A 15,965-nucleotide genomic window follows, 5' to 3' on the forward strand; every position below is an offset into this window, starting at 1 on the left:
CTCTATTCCGCTACAAGCTTCTTCCTGTACTCTGTGGGGCTTATGCCTTCGAATCTTCTGAAGACGCGGCTGAAGTAGTTGTAGTCGTCGTAGCCCACATCAAAGGATATTACTTCCAGCTTGTTGTTTTCGTCCTGCATCAATTCCTTGGCTCTGTTCATTCGGCATCTTGTGATGAAAGCGGTAATGGTCTCATTGTAAGTCTGAGAAAATTTACGGGACAGATAGCTGGGCTCCACGTAGAACTGCTCTGCGAGATCAGACAATGAAAGGTGATTCATGTAATGTTTTGTTATATAATCATGGACACTCTCCACCTGACTGCTTATGGAGCTACCCTCAGAATTACCTGTACCTGCAGCAATGCGAAGAGCCAAACTTACGTTATCAAGAATTGTCTCTTTGTTAAGGGTTCTGAGACCATAATTGATGGCATCCTGAACCTCCTCGTAGGACCTGCAATTGCCTCCCCTGTCATTTTCAGCGATGGTATTAATAAGTCCCGCTGTAAACTGGGTTACCTCAAAAAGGCTCCATCCGGCGCTGTCACACCTTCTAAGTCCCGCTGTCTCCATGATGATATTTTCGGCCTGCTTTATATCATGTTTTCCAAGAAATCCTGCTATCTGAGCTTCTATTCTGTCGCTGTAGCGATCGCTCAGTCTGCTAATCCTCTCGCTTCCTGCGCAGGTCACAATACTGTGAACATGGCAAAAGGGCCTTGTCACCAGCTCTGATATCATCTCCCTATAGACAGTTGCAATATCATCCAGAGAGCTTGCCTGTTCATGAATTACGATGGTGACAGGTCCCTGGCTCTCTATGGGAAAAGCTTCATGAATCCTGTCCGCAATGAGGCGCAGTTTTGCAGGAGTTGCATTGAGCTCTATGATAAATTCGTTTACCTTATCGGTATAGTTAAAGACAATAGACCGCTCCACATCTATCAGTTCCCTGAGCTTTGCCTTCATGTCGTAGGACATCCTCAGAACATCCCGCCCATAATTCTGCTTAAGGACTTCAACATTATGGAATTTAACAAGGATAGTAGATATCTCTGAAAACACATTGGTACTTGGCACATGGGATTCTTTTCCCGGTCTGAAAAGCTTACCGTTTAGCATAGATGAAAACTCGTCATCCTCAAGGAATGAAGATACATAGTTTTCCCTGAGGCGGCTGTCTTCAGATGCCATTTTTCCGCTTCTCTCTCCTCTAAGGTTTTAAGAGCCTTACTGAGTGAATCAACAAGCTGGGCTTTTCCCACGGGCTTAAGCAGATAGTCGATACCACCTGCCATGAAAACTCCCTTTACCTTCTGAAAATCATCATATCCGCTCACAGCCAGCGTTATGATATCGGGATAATCCTTGTGGATCTTATCAAGAAGTTCAAGGCCGCTGATGAAGGGCATGTTTATATCAGTTATGACTATGTCCGGTTTTTCCTCGGGAATCCTCTCAAGAACCTCTTCACCGTCGCAGGCAGGCTCAAGAAATTCTATTGAATAATCCTCCCAGGTCAGCATGCGCCTTATATTTTCGCGGCTCCATAATTCATCATCAGCCGACAAGACTTTGTATTTTGTCCCCATTGTAAACCTCCCCTAAAGTCTGCGCGCTACTATCTGCAGTCTGACTTTTCTCCTTTTCATCATCCTTAACAACAGGCAAAATGATGATTGCTTTGGTGCCCACATCATCCTGACCGCTCTCATAGTGAATACCGTAGCTTTCCCCATAAACATTTTTCACACGGGCATTCACATTCATGGCTCCGATGGATTTACCAAGCTCGATTCTTCCGATATCTGCTTTTTTAAGTTGCTCATTCATGGCTTCGACGTCCATACCTGCGCCGTTATCTTCTATGGTTATCACCAGCCTGTCGTCCTGATGGCTTGCGGAGATAATAAGCTCCTTATCTTTTCTCCTAGTGTTCCTAAGTCCGTGCTGAAGGGCATTCTCAACAATCGGCTGCAGGGTGATCCTTGGTATGTGATCATCCAGCGTATCCGAATCAATGCGATATGTATATTTGATTGCGTTACCATTCCTGACATCCATAACGTAGAGATAGTTTCTTACATGGGCCATCTCCTGCTGAAGGGTGGACTGGGTATCAGAGATATTAAGGCTGTATCTGAAAATCGCCGACAGAGACTGGCAAAGTCCGCTGACCAGCGTGCAGTCCTGGGATGCCGCAATGCCGCTCATTGTATCTAAAGTGTTATATAAAAAATGAGGATTGACCTGCGCCTGAAGTACCTTGTACTGTGTGCGCTCCATCAGTACCTTAGCCTCATATTCCTCTTTTACCATATGCTGAATCTGATCAAGCATCTCATTAAACTCATCCCCAAGGACCTTCAGCTCTTCGCTCCAGCCGTCGGTCTTTGCCCGCAGCTCCGTATCGCCGTTTTTGATCTTTTTGATGGTGCGGTTTAGCTGAGCCATCGGTCTGTAAATGTAGCCTGAAATAAGAATTCCAAGAAGCAGCGTAACAAGAATTATGAAAAGCGCAATAACTACCAGTGTTCTTGCCAGAGCGCTCTGAGTGTGCATCATCAGAGACTGCGGCGTCAGCATGACAATATGAAGATTGTACTTTTCAGCGGGTCTGCTGTTTAGATAAAATGCTCCGTATTCATCATTAAACTCAGGGAATTCCTCAGAGGATGTAGCTATATTTTTTGATAGCTCTGAGAAAATCTTACTCTCTTCCTTTGTGGTATTTCCCACCTGAGCGATGGCAGAATCACCCTGTGGCTGAAGCCATACATAAACATCTCTTGAAGAGATATATTTACTCATTATCTCTTCAACATTCAGGGCACTGAAGTCGCAAATATAATAGCCGAACCTTTCTCTTTCAGCATCATAGTTGTGGAGCTTTAAAACAAAACGAAGTACGTCCTGATCAGCAGCTTCATTGTGGTATCCAGTCAACATAACGGCGTTGTCATCTGACTTAAGATAGCTTTTTAAATGAGCCACATTAACATAATTTTCTGTATCATACAGATCGTACGGGTAATTGTATGGCTGTTTTCTCCAGGAGCTTATAAGATTATCGTTATTGCCATAGACATAGATTGCCAGAAGCTGATCGGATGACTCAAAACGCTTCTGCGCTATATGCCAGGCATCCCAATAGTGATCGCGGATATTTTTGCGACTCTTATTGCCCTGACTGCGCATGTCATAGACCATCTCCTTTTCATTGTAGATGGTCTGCATTTTTACGATAATGCCATGAATGTAGGAATTGAGTTCTGTTTCGATTCTCTGAAGGGTCTCATCATTATTGAGAAGACTCTCCCGCCTGATCTGCTGCCTTGAGACAACTTCGAACACAACCGTCTGAGTGACGATTGCAAAAAGAGTACACCCTATAACCAGCCCGAGAATGGCCTGGCGCATAGTCCATTTGACTTTTTTCATACCCATAATCCCCTGATGGCTAAAAGCCCTTTAGTAATTTTCCCTTGTCTCTTCCCCTAATATACTGCCCTTCATTTCTTCGAATTTCTTATCAAGCTCCTCTAAAAGAGCATAGTCTTCATCTGAATATTCCTTGTACTCATCCAGATAGTAGATAGAACGACGCTCATCCTCGGGTGATGTTTTCTTAAAACAAATGGCATACTGCCATGGCGAATAGTCAGTAATAAAATTGTCACTATCGCCTCGCTGTTCCAAAGAAACAACATCCTTTTCCCTGATAAATTCGTCAAAGGCTATCAGCTTATCTGCAAGAACTGCATAGGTGGTGATAGTGAGAGGCTCCCCCGCAGCCTCACAGTAAAAACTCTGAATAACCCACCTGTCGTCAATTTCCCTGACAGTGTCGTAAGAGCCCCCGCCGATCATGGTGCTGGTTCCGGCTCTGTGATCATAGTATTCAAGCTCTATGTTCTGAAGTCTTTCGTCATGAACCTTTGCTTCATCTTCAGAAGGCTTCTGCAGGCCGCAGCCAAAGAGCGACGATAGAAATACCATTAGTCCCATAGCTAAAGCTATTCCTTTCACATTCCGTTTCATCACAATTACCCCCGTGAATACCGGCCAACTATCTAAAGAAATGTCAAACACTATAAAAAAAATTATCAATTTACTAAATCACGTAACAATTATAACAGAAAAAAGAACCCCAAAATAGTTTTTCTTAACTACTTTGGAGCTCTCTGATTTATTTTAGTTTCCGGCAGCCATGAATATAGCTTTCTTTTAACTCAGTGTACGATTACTGCGGTTCCAACACTTGCCATGTCATAGAGTGCAACTGCTGCGTCATGGGGAAGATTAACGCATCCGTGGGATCCGTTTGTCTGATAGATATCTCCGCCAAAGCTGCTTCGCCATGTGGCATCATGAAGACCTATGCTTCCGTTAAAGGGCATCCATCTGTCTACCCATACATTCCATGTAGGACCTGTAAGATATTTACCGGGAACCTCTGCGGTAATAGCATAATTTCCTGCAGGTGTCCCTCTGCCAAGACTTGTATTTCCTGTAACACAGGGTGTTGAAAGAACCACCTGTCCATTTACGAAATAATTAACCATCTGCGAAGCAAGATCTACATCGATGTAGGTTGCACCACTCTGTGGCTGTGCCTGAGGCTGTTGCTGGGGAGCAGCTTGAGAAATAAATCCCTGACAGCTTGCTATCTCTTCCTGCTGATTCTGGAATCGGCCTTCCTTTACTCCGAAATTCTGATAATGATTATAGAGAACACCGGGATCGCTACCCAGCGCCTGAACCACATCGGGATATTTTCTTGCGTAGTAATCAGCATCAAAGCCATCAGCCTTAACTGATATTATGCCAAAACAAATTGTTAATACAAAACATGGAATAACAACAAAGAATAGTTTCCTCATAGCCAGAATCCCCCTTCGTGTACCCACAATTATATCATCAGCTCGTTTATGAAAAGACTATTTTACGATGTTTTAACAAATGTTTTATCTTTTGATAATTATTAGAGTCAACTAGTATTTCTCACGGGGTAGCTTCAGGCTGTCCGCTGGGGATAGGGAGATCGTAGAGGACAGGGTTGCCGTAGGGATTGTAGGTGCTGGTGATGCCTGCTGCCTCGTTGAAGACATCGGCAAGGGCACGGCCGTCGTTTATGTGAAGCTCGTGACGATACCAGCCTCCTGACATTTTGACGAACAAAAAGCCATCATGCCTTGTGCTGGTGCGTCTTGTGAATGCAACCTTAGCATCAAGGTAGGTATCAAGATCTGTTCCGTTATAGATATAGGCTGCCGGAACATACCAGCCATTATATTTTCTTGTAAAAATGTGATTGTTATAGGTCACAGTGGTATTGCCATCTTCATCAGTTCCTACCGTAACCTGAACCGAATTATCATTTCCATCAATCGGCTCCAAAGAAGTAGCTTCCGCGTTAATTGGGAATAATAGAATAATCATAGAAAAAAAGAATGCTGCCATAGCATATCTGATCATCTGACTTGCGCTGATATAATATCTGTTCATATAAAAATCCCCCTTATAAAGCAGGTACTACTGCCAAAAACTTATATAATGTTTTTCGGCATAAGGGATGTATTTTTTTACCCTCTTATGGTAAATTCTCCAACAGGCGCATTTTTAAGTATTTCTTCCAGCTTCTGCCTTGCTTCGTTTCTTGAATCTGCAACAACCTCAATTCCAAAGCCAAAGGTTTTAGTATTCTCATAGCCATCTGCTTTTGCGGCAAACTCTTCCTTAATGGCATCCATTGAGTGGCGCTGGCGCATTTCAACTATGTCCTTAGCTGCAAAGGTACGATATTTTTCACATTCCTCAGGGGTTTGTGCATATCTGTTTATGATGTCCATGGTGGATGCTATGCTCAGATAGTCTTCCGACATGAACTCCTCAAAGCTTTTCCAATGGGGCATCTCGTCATAGGAATGTCCCATTCTGCTGTCCAGATAATTCTCAAGAGATATATCCTGGTCCTTAAGCCAGCTGAGCGCATACCACTTCCAGATATTTTCGCGCATGTCAAAAATCTCTTTTTCGTTGATGGACTGCATTCTTCTGAAAAGATCCTCAACGACAAGAGCTATAGCTTCTTCCCCTGTGTCATTTATATTTATTATTTTTCCTGCGTAGGTTGCGCCTTCAAAAGCATTTTCAAGGCTTAGAGAAAAAGTAGATTCGTCGATCTTGGACATTTGAACCGCATAATTACCCAAGCGGGCTACACAAAGACTGCGGTCATTCAGTACATTGTCCCGCTGCTCCGTAAAGGTATGTATCATAAATTCCGGCTTTATATAGGTAAACATCCTATTGCCAACCTTTCGTCACAGATAATCACACTAATTATATCATATCCACTGTTTTATAAAGGTCCACCTGCATCGATTTTAGAGAATGTTTATTTATTATATATTTCAAGCTTCTTGAACTCATCGAGAGGCACAGGCATAGCATAGTAGTAGCCCTGGTAGTCATCAACGGGGTAATCGAGGATTTTCTCTGCGGTGTCCTCATTGCCAATTCCGGTAGCACATACACTCATGTTCATATTTACCGCAAAGCCTGTAATAGCTTCTGCCATGTGTCTGCTAAGAGGATTCTTCGTGATGTTTTCTGTGATCTCCTGACCAAGCTTTATGATATTAAGAGGCAGCGAGGTTGCAAGATCAAGGGTTGTAAAGTCGCTTACATCAAGGGCTATTCTGATTCCGCAGGACTTAAGGAAAATAACCTGACTCTTTAAATATTCAAAGTTGATATCCCTTGTTACATTGGAAAGCTCGATACACAGAGCTGTTCCCGGGAATCTGTTGCTCCTTAGCAGCTCGACTATTGTAGTTCTGAAATCGCTTCTCTCGAGCTGCATATATGCCAAATTGATGCTAAGGTAAAAATCCGGATGATCCTTTAAAATCTCAAGGCCATCCTTCATGGCTCTGTCAAGAACCCATGTACCAAGAGCATAGAAGGACTCATCCTGTTCAAGCCAGGGTATGAATTCGCTTGGAGAAACATCACCGTAGGGCTGCTTACTCCATCTAAGAAGGACCTCTGCTCCTGTGAGTCGGCCTTCCTTCTTGGAGATAATGGGCTGATAATTCAGATAAAAGCCCTTGCAGTGGTCAAGGACGCACTCTCTTACAGCAGCCACCAGCTCAATGGTGCTCTTATTGTTATCAAGCTCGTTGTTATGGAAAATAATCAGGTTTCCATGCTTTCTTCTCTTTGAATAATCAAGGGCGTATTTTGCGCTTGTGTAAACCGCATGAACATCTACTCCGGGCTCATCGGCAACTATTACACCGCCTCCAAGCTCAGCCGATACACTGCTGGTTCCGACCTTGATACTCTGTCTTACATACTGTCGCATTCTCTGATAAAGAAGCTTTATCTCTTCAAGAGACATCTTTGTAGTGCAGACTCCGAGGATTGTTCCGTCACCTCTGTATACGTGTCCCTTTTCACCAACCTCTGTCTGAAGATACTCGGCCATGGCTTTTAACATTCTGTTTCCGAACATATAGCCGTAAAGCCTGTTGATGTCACCAAAATCAATCACATTCACAACCAGGAGAATGTATTTTTCCTGGAGCGTCTCAAGTCTGTGCATGTAGTTAAGCATCTCGTAGTGATTGGACAATCCGCTGATGGGATCTGTGGTATCCACAATACCTTTATTTATTAGTGAGCAGGCATAGTAAGCCGCCTTACCCGAATAATCCTTTATTACAACACCCTTACAGGAGCAGGCAACGTACTCGCCGTTTTTATTACGGGCACGATATTCAAAGCTGGGATTTACTCTGTTTCCGGAAAAAGCCACCGCCAGATGTTCTCTGTAGGTCTCCCTGTCCTCCGGATGCACATGCACTTCCCACACCTGATCTGCCTTGTAGACATACTCCCCCGGTAATCCAAAATACTTCACGGCATTTTCTGACCATCTGGCCATGTTTTTCTCGATATCATACACATAAGAATATCTGCTCTTTGAAGTAACAGCAAAGGTGTCATAGATTTTACTTATAGTATCATAGGGCCCCTGTTTTTCCGCCATAAAGACGCATCCTCCACAAACGATGATAAACGTAAATAATTATGTTATACTGATAAAAATTATAGTTTTTAGTTCAGACTCTATCAACTGTTTTTTGCATATAACTTCCTGCAGTACAGGTGATGAGCCGACTTTTTAAAAACAAAAAGGTATTTTGGAGGTTATGATGGCTAAAATTTCTAACACAGCGCAGAATGAAGCTTCTATTCTCGCAAAAGGGGATCTGCAATATAAAGAGTACGGTAGACTCCTTTTTTTCGGTATTCCGTGGCCCTTCAAGCACTATGAGCTCTACAATAACGAGCTGACTATCGTTTCAGGGTTCCTCAACATTACAGAAGATGACTGCTTCATGTACAGAATCAGCGATGTTGAATTAAAAAGATCATTTTTACAGAGACTGTTTGGTCTTTCAACCATAACATGCTTTACATCCGACGTTACGGATAAAACCATCGTTATGAAAAACATTAAGCATGGTCGCGAAATCAAGGATTTCATCAATCAGGAATCCGAGCGTGCCCGCCTTCGCAGACGTACTGTAAATATGCAGGATATCGGATATGCAATGGAGGATGGCTCTCTTGATGATGCAAACGATATAAACTGATATCTCAAAAGATAATAAATCCCGCAGGCTTTCATTGTTGGAACAACGGCCCTGCGGGACTTTTTTATGATGCGTGATGCTTTTTCTTTACTTCATACATTCTGGAGTCACTCTCTGACAGACAGCGCTCCACGTCTGTTTCCTTGGTTATTGCTGACTGATACCAGCCAATTGATACTTCCAGGTCGAACTTTACAGACTCGTCCTTACTTTTATCTTCGATATGCTTCTCCAGTTTAGCCGCCATCTTCTTGGGCTTTATCTCGGAGGATGGATATACAAGAAGGAACTCATCTCCGCCCATTCTGGAACAGTGCCCATTCTCCGGGCAATATTTCTTGATGACATCCGCAATCATGATAATGGCTTCATCTCCGGTCTCATGACCGTAGGCATCATTTATCTTCTTTAATCCGTCCAGATCAATGGTCATAAATACCAGCTCCTGTCCGGTCTTAATCCACTCATCTATATTTTTGTTCATCCACACATCAAAGCTTCGTCTGTTGCTCATATCAGTCATGAAGTCCGTCAGACTTTTCTGCTGCGTCTGAGCAAGAAGGCATCTTAGCTCTGATGCGATATATAGCTTGTTAAATGCCAGGGACAGCTTAAGTATCCAGTCAAAATAATACTGATCAACGGTATCACTTAGACTTTCAAATTCAGATACAACAAATCCAAAGCATCTTGTACTGTCATGAAGAAGTGAAAAATACAGGGTTCTTGGCTTGTCATCATCAAAGGCTTCAAAGGTCAGCAGATTATTTTTATTAAATACCTTTGTGTTGAAGTTTATCCTCTTTCCATCTCTATATCCAAAAACAGGTTCAACCTCTTCAGTGATGTCCTCCTCGAAAATACGCCCGTTGTTGGCATTCTTATGTCCTGAAAGGCAGATGAAAAGTGATTTATGATCCACCACAAGATTGATGTGTTTTTGAATGGTATTCAAAAGCTCCTCAATCGAATTACTGCTATCAAGATCTATCTGTAGCATAGTCTGATTGTGAGGCTGACCCAAAAGATGACTTACTCTCTCATAGTACTGATTCAGCTGCTGCTGATGGGTCTCTACAACCTCTTCACCGTTACATCCGCAGCTCTCTCTGTACATGATTTTTGCGGGAACAGAATTCGGTGTCTTAACATAGACCTTCCTTATCAGCTTATCCGCAAGATCTATAGTGCACTCTGCCATTCCCTCTATGTCAACGCTTACGGTGGTAAGAGTGGGATGATATTCTATTGCCTCTGAAATATCGTCAACACCTGTAACCTTCAGGTCTTCAGGTATACGAAGTCCATGATCTATAGCCACTGTGCAAAGAGCTCTGGCCATATAGTCATTGGCACATATTACTGCATCGGGAATATGCTCCGGGTCAGAAAAGAAGTACTGAAATGCTTCTTCACCCTTGAATCGCCACATGTCTGCATGGAAAACAGAATTCTCGTAGATGGGAAGTCCCTTTTCCTTCATGGCTATCCTGTATTTTTCAAGTCTCTCATTACTGTCATAATGAGCAGGATAGCCCGCCATAAACATAATATTCTTACAATTATGGCAATCAGCAAGATGATTTACCACATTGACTATGGCATCATTTGCGTTACTTAAGATGCTTAGAAAATCCTTATACTTTTCTCTGAAGCTGATTACGGGGCAGGTGGCTCTGCTTCGTATCTCATCCTCAAGCATCTGCCTGATCTCCGGTCTGTCGAAGGTATCATAGGCAATAATCACCGCATCGAGACTCTCGATGGGCGCAAATTTAATAACCTTCTCATTCATTTTATTGAAATCACTCTCGTCATCAATGACTTCAAAAGCAATGAAAAAGAGAAGATTATAATCCTTTTTTCTCGCCGTACTGGCAAGAGCCCGGCAAAATCTCTTCTGAAATCTTACCTCAGAACAGTTAAAAAATACGCCAATGTTCTTTTTCCCATTTAAAAGAATATTGTCCATAGCATTCACCTCTATGATAAATACTGTTCATATATTGCCACCTGATCGTAGATGCATCTCCAGGAGCTCCATGCATTAGCAGAAACACAGATATAGTGTCCGCCTGAATTAGAGATTGAATAGCTGGCTGCACAGCACCCTGACTGATTGACAAAGCCTGTCTTTGCGCAGAGCACTTCGCCATTGGTCTCCTTATCCTCAATTCTTCTAAGGAACCAGTTGGAGATGGTTATTCCTTCCGGATGCTGCTCCGTAGCAGTGGTGGTATATGTATGAGCAGAGAGTATCTCTCTTGCAAGATCGTTCTCAACCGCAGCCTTAAGAATCATAGCCATGTCCGTAAGGGTGCAATAATGATTTTCGTCATAGATTCCTATGCAGTTGGTAAAATGCGCTGTATCGGCAAGTCCAAGCTCCGCAAGCTTTTCATTCATCATATCCACAAAGGCTTCGTGTGAACCGGCAACATAGGTTGCAAGTGCCACGCCCGCATCTGCTCCTGATGGAAGAATTGTTCCGTACATAAGATCTCTTACCGTAACAACCTCATCCACATCGAAGCCAACGATACTGCAGTCATTTGAAAAAGAATAATCCGTAATATCTCTTGTAATAGTAAAGGTATCGTCTAAATCAGTCACATGCTCAGCTGCCACAAGAATCGTAAGTATCTTTGTCATGGAAGCAGGGGAAATGGTGGTATCTGCTGCTTTTTGGGCAATAACCTCTCCCTTGTCCACATCGATGAGAATGGCATTCTCGCTGATGACATCCTCACTTACGATATTTGAAACCGAACTGCTTGTGGTAACCTCATAGCCTTTGCAAAAGCTTGCAACCTCAGGAGACAGTTCCGGTTCCTCTACAACCTCTATCTCCTGCGGTTCAGGCGCCTCTTCAGGCTCCTCAACTACCGGTACCTCTTCAGGAATTTCCTCCTGGATGGCAGCCAGTTCCGGAGCTTCGTCCTCACCTTTATTTTTGCCAAACAGGAAATAGGCTCCTACACCTATCATAACTACAAATGCAACTGCAAGTATTCCTAAAAGAATAAATAACCCCTTATTTTTCTTTCGCGGCTTTCTCCTTATATAGTAGCTGCTGTCTAAATTTCTATATCCATTCTTACCCAAAACCAAATTACCTTGTAGAAAGGAATATCTCCTCTCTTATCGCATCCGCATCATCCGGATACGCCTTCCTGTATTTTTCCATTAAACTCTTTGCCTGCGCAAAATCGCCTGCATACTCGTAAGCCGTTATCTCATTTAATAAGAGTGACTGATGATATTCACTGTTTCCAAGTGAAAGTCCTGCTTCAAATGAGCTGACAGCATTTACGTAATCCCCCATTTTTACCTGACATAAGCCAAGCTGATTGTAGATGTCCGGATGATTTGGATCCTCCGCAAGAAAAGTCTTATAAACGCTTATGGCATAGTTATAGTCACCCTGCTTTTCTCCGGTCTGTCCAAGCAAAACCACAATAGGTGCCTTATCTGCATCGCGCTCATTTCTTGCCAGCTCCAAAAAGCTCTGGGCATCAGCGTTATTTCCAAGATAGTACGAGATCTGACCCTTTTCATAGTTGGTCATGTTAGGATCAACGTTATTCAGACATGACTCTAGGATTGCTGCACCTTCCTCCTCGTATCCGTTGGCGGAAAGTGCCTTATAGATCATTATCCTGAGGTCGTAATCCTTGGAAGAAATTGTTATTGCCTTATTAAAATCTATCATTGCGCCATCATGATCCTGGCTGTAAAGCTTTGCAACTCCGCGCATGTAATAGGCTTCTTTTTCCTTTTTACGAAGTTCCAGTATTGCGTCATATACCTGTATCGCATCAGCATATTTACCCTGCTTGATATAGGTGTCCGCAAGATAGTAGTTCGTATCGAAATCCATATCCCTAGCAATTCCGTCAGTGGATGCCAGAGATTTAAGGAACTCGGTGACAGCCTGATCGTAATCACCCAGGTTCCTATACAGGATTCCCTTTGCCCTGCAAAGAAGATGCACATCCTCTTCAGCCTTCTCCGCTGCTTCAAGACTCTCCATTGCCTCGTCATATTCCAGATTCTGAATATGCAAAAGGGCAGAGTCAACGTTACCATGCTTTAAAGCCGGACCGCATCCGCAAAGCATGGCTAAACCGGCGGTGAGCATAATGATCTTAGCCATTTTCTCATATAACATTTACTCAGTCCTCACCAAGATATGCTATTACCTCTACTTCACATAAAACGTCCTTAGGAAGCTGTTTTACTGCAACGCAACTTCTTGCAGGCTTACCTGTGAAATACTTCTCATATACTGTGTTGAATGCGCCGAAGTCTGACATCTCGGCAAGAAAGCAGCTTGTCTTTACTACGTGCTCGTAATCTGTACCTGCTGCCTTTAAGATCTCCCCAATATTTCTGCAAACAAGATCAGCCTGAGCTGAAACATCACTTCCCTCGATCTCACCTGTTGCGGGATTGATCGGAATCTGACCTGAAGCATAAAGGAAATCCCCTGCCTTTATTGCCTGTGAATAGGGTCCGATTGCTGCGGGTGCCTTGTCTGTAACGATTTTCTGCATTTTCCATACCTCCTGAAATAAAAAATTATGAATTATCACTTTGCTTTTCCGAATCGAATGCTGCTGTAACATAGAATCCCCTGGCATTCTCTTCGACCTTTAAAACCACGCCCCGACGCATGGCCATTCTCTCCCTGAAGGGAAAATTGCCTGACATCGCAAGGGATGGATCGATGGTGTAATACACGTTACTTGGGAGTTCTCCCTCTGTCACCGTGATTTCATCGCCTTCCTTCAAAAGTCCTGGGCGTTCCATCTTAAAAACCATTTCTCTGACCATTTTAAACTTCTACTCCGTCGCTATATTTTCAGCAATTACATAAGCATGGTTTTTCAAATAATCATACCATAATGCGTAAGATTTTGCTTTCAAATGTATATTGTCAAATGAAAGATCCTGAGTCAGTGCACCGTTCTCATCATCAGTAGCTTCATTCATGTCCAGATAAAAAACATGCTGATTATCTGCAATCTGCGCTATTACCTGGTTTCGCTCATTTATGCGCTCGTTTTTAAACACCTTGTCATTATTGCTCTTGGCTGCGGTAACATGCATAATTCCCTGAATATATATCTGGGCATCGGGCTGCAGTTCTCTTATTCTGCCAACAACGCCGGCATAGGCTTCACCAAAGGATTCGGGTGTTCCGCCGCCCAGCTCATTCAGTCCGAGCATAATATATATTTTACCAAATTTCTTCTGTTCTAACGCCTGTGCAATCGTAATTTTTTCAGAATTTTCGTCAAGCTTTAAAAATGCCTTTTTCTCAAAATCATAGATTGTAAGAGATATCTTGGCATAGAAGGTGGATCTGTCCATCAGCTCCTGACAATATTCCGAAAGTCCCACTGTTCTTGAATCACCAATAAAAAGTGCGTCGCAGAAATAATCATCATCCACTGTCGCAAGCTGGTATACCGGCGGCTCAGGTATTTGCTCTTCAACAGGCACTTCCACAGGTACTTCAGCAGCAGTATCCTCTGTAGGCATTTCCTGATTCTCAGCAGTCTGCTGACCATCAGCAAGAGCTTCTCCCGCTGCTTCCGGATTCTCACCTTCTGCAGGATTCTCCGGTTGCTCAGGATTGTCAGAGGGCTGTTCCTGATCACTGTTATCAGCAATTTCATTATTTTCACTCTGCTCAACACTGTCAGGGTCCTGCGATAACTGCGCAGATCCCGTACCCATCATATTATTTGCAAGGGCCACGAGATAAGGCTGATTACCGTCAAAGAGATTTCGCAGTGTCAGCGACATAACAGGCGCTTCCTGCGGATCATATTCAATTTCTCTGTACTGAGTATCTTTTCCCAATATTGAATCAGCGGTTGCAAGTAAATAGAACAGCATCACCAATATTGTCAGAAGATACTTTGAGAGTTTTTTCAAAATACACTACCTCAAAAGTTAAAATACAAGAACGGATTACCCGCCTTGGTGGATGAAATACATGCACAAGCCACAAAGAGCGCAAATATCAATATTTTTATAACAGGACTTTTCCTGTTCTCCTTAACAAATTCAAAAAAGCACGGAATAAGAAGAACCAGGCCCGCAATCAAAAAGACTCCGTATCTGTCTGTGAACTTAGCAAAGTCCCCGGGATTCACAGCTACTCCGCTTCCGAAAAAAGGAAACAGTCTGCTAAAGTAGTTCGCAATATCCGTAAATGAGCTAAGTGCAAAAACAACCCATGTAAGGGGTACAAGAACAAGCACGTTGATTCTTCCGACAACTGCCATAAGTCCCTTTTTCTTTGACAAAACAAACTTCTCTGCAAGTATCAGCAACAGAAGAGTTCCGCTCCAGATAAAGAAATTCGGCGTGATGCCGTGCCATATTCCGGTGAACAGCCATACAACAAAGAGATTGAAAGCTGTGCGTTTTGTCCCTTTTTTGCTTCCTCCAAAGGGAATGTATACATAATCCTTGAACCATGAGCCAAGTGTCATATGCCATCTTCTGTAAAAATCGCTGACACTTCCTGCCGCATAAGGATGGTTAAAGTTCTGCACAAAAGGGAAGCCAAGAGCAACACCTACACCTGCCGCCATAAGTGAATATCCCCAGAAATCAAAATAGAGATTAAGGGAATAACACACGGCTCCAAGCCAGGCAAGTGGTGTTGAAATACTTTCATATCCTATGGTTCCGATTTCATTCCACATCATAGCCATATAATCGGCTATAAGAATCTTCATTCCAAATCCAAGAGAAAACCAGAATAATCCGCTCTCTATTCTGCAAAGATACATGGGGAGCCTGTCCCTGAACAGCAAAAACATTTCCTTTTTGCCGCTTATGGCTTCATTTTTCTCATAGTAGTCATAGCGCATTATAGGGCCGGATATAACCTGTGGAAATAACGAAAAATAAGCCAGTGCTGAAAAGAACGCCGGCCTTTTTTTTATTAATCCCTTATAGCAATCTGCCTGATAGGAGATCATTTTGAATGTGAAGAAGCTGATACCCAGCGGAAGAACACTGACCTGTCCAAACTGCACAAGCAGCTTAAAGGCCATCAGAACTCCCGCATCCAGCAGAACTGACAGATATAAGAACTTCTTTTTTTTACCGAGACATTGCAGGGACAACAAATAATTCACAACTACTGAAGCTGCAAATATCCCCAAACTCCTGATATCTCCGATTGCATAAAACACAAGGGAGCCTACCGACAGTACAATACTTCTGAATCGGTAAGGCACAGCGTAATATATAATCAGAAATATCGGTA

At 43.0% G+C, this 15,965-nt stretch carries 16 protein-coding genes; 1 reads left to right on the forward strand and 15 read right to left on the reverse strand.

Annotation, left to right across the window (positions count from 1 at the left end):
• Positions 1 to 2 precede the first annotated feature (2 nt).
• From G608_RS22230 to G608_RS0105065, 8 genes are all read right to left on the reverse strand, one after another.
• Positions 3 to 1,196, reverse strand: a complete 1,194-nt coding sequence (locus G608_RS22230; RefSeq protein ID WP_081677303.1) for an AraC family transcriptional regulator — start codon at positions 1,194 to 1,196, stop codon at positions 3 to 5.
• On the reverse strand, positions 1,118 to 1,594 hold the full coding sequence (locus G608_RS0105035; protein WP_026495122.1) for a response regulator: 477 nt from the start codon (positions 1,592 to 1,594) through the stop codon (positions 1,118 to 1,120). Before G608_RS0105035 ends, G608_RS22230 begins: the two co-directional genes overlap by 79 nt.
• Complete coding sequence (locus tag G608_RS19935; RefSeq protein WP_051208850.1) at positions 1,563 to 3,443, reverse strand: sensor histidine kinase; 1,881 nt, start codon at positions 3,441 to 3,443, stop codon at positions 1,563 to 1,565. Before G608_RS19935 ends, G608_RS0105035 begins: the two co-directional genes overlap by 32 nt.
• A 30-nt stretch (positions 3,444 to 3,473) precedes the next feature.
• On the reverse strand, positions 3,474 to 4,043 hold the full coding sequence (locus tag G608_RS0105045; protein WP_026495123.1) for a hypothetical protein: 570 nt from the start codon (positions 4,041 to 4,043) through the stop codon (positions 3,474 to 3,476).
• 191 nt (positions 4,044 to 4,234) lie between these two features.
• Complete coding sequence (locus G608_RS0105050) at positions 4,235 to 4,885, reverse strand: L,D-transpeptidase (protein ID WP_026495124.1); 651 nt, start codon at positions 4,883 to 4,885, stop codon at positions 4,235 to 4,237.
• A gap of 121 nt (positions 4,886 to 5,006) precedes the next feature.
• A complete protein-coding gene (locus tag G608_RS0105055; RefSeq protein WP_026495125.1) occupies positions 5,007 to 5,510 on the reverse strand; it encodes a hypothetical protein in 504 nt (167 codons plus the stop codon).
• Between the two features lie 77 nt (positions 5,511 to 5,587).
• The gene (locus tag G608_RS0105060) at positions 5,588 to 6,310 is read right to left on the reverse strand and encodes a hypothetical protein (protein ID WP_026495126.1); all 723 of its coding nucleotides are present in this window, start codon (positions 6,308 to 6,310) and stop codon (positions 5,588 to 5,590) included.
• A 92-nt stretch (positions 6,311 to 6,402) separates the two neighbouring features.
• Positions 6,403 to 8,061: a sensor domain-containing phosphodiesterase gene (locus tag G608_RS0105065; RefSeq protein WP_026495127.1), complete on the reverse strand. Its 1,659-nt coding sequence runs from the start codon at positions 8,059 to 8,061 to the stop codon at positions 6,403 to 6,405.
• Between the two features lie 166 nt (positions 8,062 to 8,227).
• Here G608_RS0105065 and G608_RS0105070 point away from each other — a divergent pair, with 166 nt between their 5' ends.
• Positions 8,228 to 8,671 (forward strand): PH domain-containing protein, encoded by a 444-nt coding sequence (locus G608_RS0105070; protein WP_026495128.1) that lies wholly within the window; start codon positions 8,228 to 8,230, stop codon positions 8,669 to 8,671.
• A 64-nt stretch (positions 8,672 to 8,735) separates the two neighbouring features.
• Here G608_RS0105070 and G608_RS0105075 read toward each other — a convergent pair whose 3' ends face one another.
• The 7 genes from G608_RS0105075 to G608_RS0105105 are packed head-to-tail and all read right to left on the reverse strand — an operon-like array spanning position 8,736 to position 15,861.
• Positions 8,736 to 10,643, reverse strand: a complete 1,908-nt coding sequence (locus tag G608_RS0105075) for a substrate-binding and GGDEF domain-containing protein (RefSeq protein WP_026495129.1) — start codon at positions 10,641 to 10,643, stop codon at positions 8,736 to 8,738.
• 11 nt (positions 10,644 to 10,654) lie between these two features.
• Positions 10,655 to 11,776 carry a serine hydrolase gene (locus G608_RS19940; RefSeq protein ID WP_155833217.1) on the reverse strand — a complete coding sequence of 374 codons (1,122 nt, stop codon included), beginning with the start codon at positions 11,774 to 11,776 and terminating at the stop codon, positions 10,655 to 10,657.
• 7 nt (positions 11,777 to 11,783) lie between these two features.
• Positions 11,784 to 12,842, reverse strand: coding sequence for a tetratricopeptide repeat protein (locus G608_RS0105085; RefSeq protein ID WP_026495130.1), 1,059 nt, complete (start codon positions 12,840 to 12,842; stop codon positions 11,784 to 11,786).
• A 4-nt stretch (positions 12,843 to 12,846) separates the two neighbouring features.
• The gene (locus G608_RS0105090; protein WP_026495131.1) at positions 12,847 to 13,227 is read right to left on the reverse strand and encodes a RidA family protein; all 381 of its coding nucleotides are present in this window, start codon (positions 13,225 to 13,227) and stop codon (positions 12,847 to 12,849) included.
• 25 nt (positions 13,228 to 13,252) lie between these two features.
• On the reverse strand, positions 13,253 to 13,507 hold the full coding sequence (locus G608_RS0105095) for a hypothetical protein (protein WP_026495132.1): 255 nt from the start codon (positions 13,505 to 13,507) through the stop codon (positions 13,253 to 13,255).
• 9 nt (positions 13,508 to 13,516) lie between these two features.
• The gene (locus tag G608_RS22235) at positions 13,517 to 14,617 is read right to left on the reverse strand and encodes a GDSL-type esterase/lipase family protein (protein ID WP_051208853.1); all 1,101 of its coding nucleotides are present in this window, start codon (positions 14,615 to 14,617) and stop codon (positions 13,517 to 13,519) included.
• Positions 14,618 to 14,628: 11 nt separating this feature from the next.
• On the reverse strand, positions 14,629 to 15,861 hold the full coding sequence (locus tag G608_RS0105105) for an MBOAT family O-acyltransferase (RefSeq protein ID WP_051208855.1): 1,233 nt from the start codon (positions 15,859 to 15,861) through the stop codon (positions 14,629 to 14,631).
• Positions 15,862 to 15,965: the final 104 nt, after the last annotated feature.

It is taken from the genome of Butyrivibrio sp. WCD3002, assembly GCF_000424265.1.
Taxonomy (GTDB): domain Bacteria; phylum Bacillota; class Clostridia; order Lachnospirales; family Lachnospiraceae; genus Butyrivibrio.